This window comes from Bacillus zhangzhouensis (genome assembly GCF_000715205.1).
Lineage (GTDB): Bacteria > Bacillota > Bacilli > Bacillales > Bacillaceae > Bacillus > Bacillus zhangzhouensis.
This window is the reverse complement of sequence record NZ_JOTP01000079.1, coordinates 1-760: the sequence shown is the minus strand read 5'-3', so window position 1 is coordinate 760 and position 760 is coordinate 1. Positions and strand designations below refer to the sequence as shown.

4 tRNA genes are annotated in these 760 nt (G+C 50.3%); all 4 read right to left on the bottom strand.

Annotated features, from left to right (window positions below):
• Positions 1 to 66: 66 nt before the first annotated feature.
• Positions 67 to 141 (bottom strand) — tRNA-Glu (locus BA70_RS18930).
• A 17-nt stretch (positions 142 to 158) separates the two neighbouring features.
• A tRNA-Ser gene (locus BA70_RS18925) sits at positions 159 to 249 on the bottom strand.
• A gap of 4 nt (positions 250 to 253) precedes the next feature.
• Positions 254 to 328, bottom strand: a tRNA-Asn gene (locus tag BA70_RS18920).
• A 110-nt stretch (positions 329 to 438) separates the two neighbouring features.
• Positions 439 to 513: transfer RNA gene (locus BA70_RS18915), tRNA-Asn, on the bottom strand.
• Positions 514 to 760: the final 247 nt, after the last annotated feature.

Below are 760 nucleotides of genomic sequence, written 5' to 3'. Positions count from 1 at the left end.
AAGGCAGATGCTCTCCCAGCTGAGCTAATCCTCCGAATAAAAATGCTGGTGTATATTCTATGAAAATGGTGACCCGTACGGGATTCGAACCCGTGTTACCGCCGTGAAAGGGCGGTGTCTTAACCGCTTGACCAACGGGCCCTTTATTATGTGAATTGTGGCGGAGAGCAAGGGATTCGAACCCTTGAGACGGGGTTACCGCCTACACGATTTCCAATCGTGCTCCTTCGGCCACTCGGACAGCTCTCCAAATTGGCTCCGCAGGTAGGATTCGAACCTACGACCGATCGGTTAACAGCCGATAGCTCTACCACTGAGCTACTGCGGAATGAAGAAAGCCTGGCGATGTCCTACTCTCACAGGGGGAAACCCCCAAGATGTGAATACCTAGGACCTAATCATTGGCTCCTCTTCAACCACGTGAGTACTTCTCCATTTTGGCTCCGCAGGTAGGACTCGAACCTACGACCGATCGGTTAACAGCCGATAGCTCTACCACTGAGCTACTGCGGAATGATAAAGTAACTTCTTCCATTGGATGGATATAAACAAAAAGCTTGGCGGCGTCCTACGCTCACAGGGGGAAACCCCCAACTACCATCGGCGCTGAAGACTCGAACCTACGACCGATCGGTTACCAGCCGATAGCTCTACCACTGAGCTACTGCGGAATGATAAAGTAACTTCTTCCATTGGAAGGATATAAACAAAAAGCTCGGCGGCGTCCTAATATCAAAGGGGGAAAAACAATAACAATATC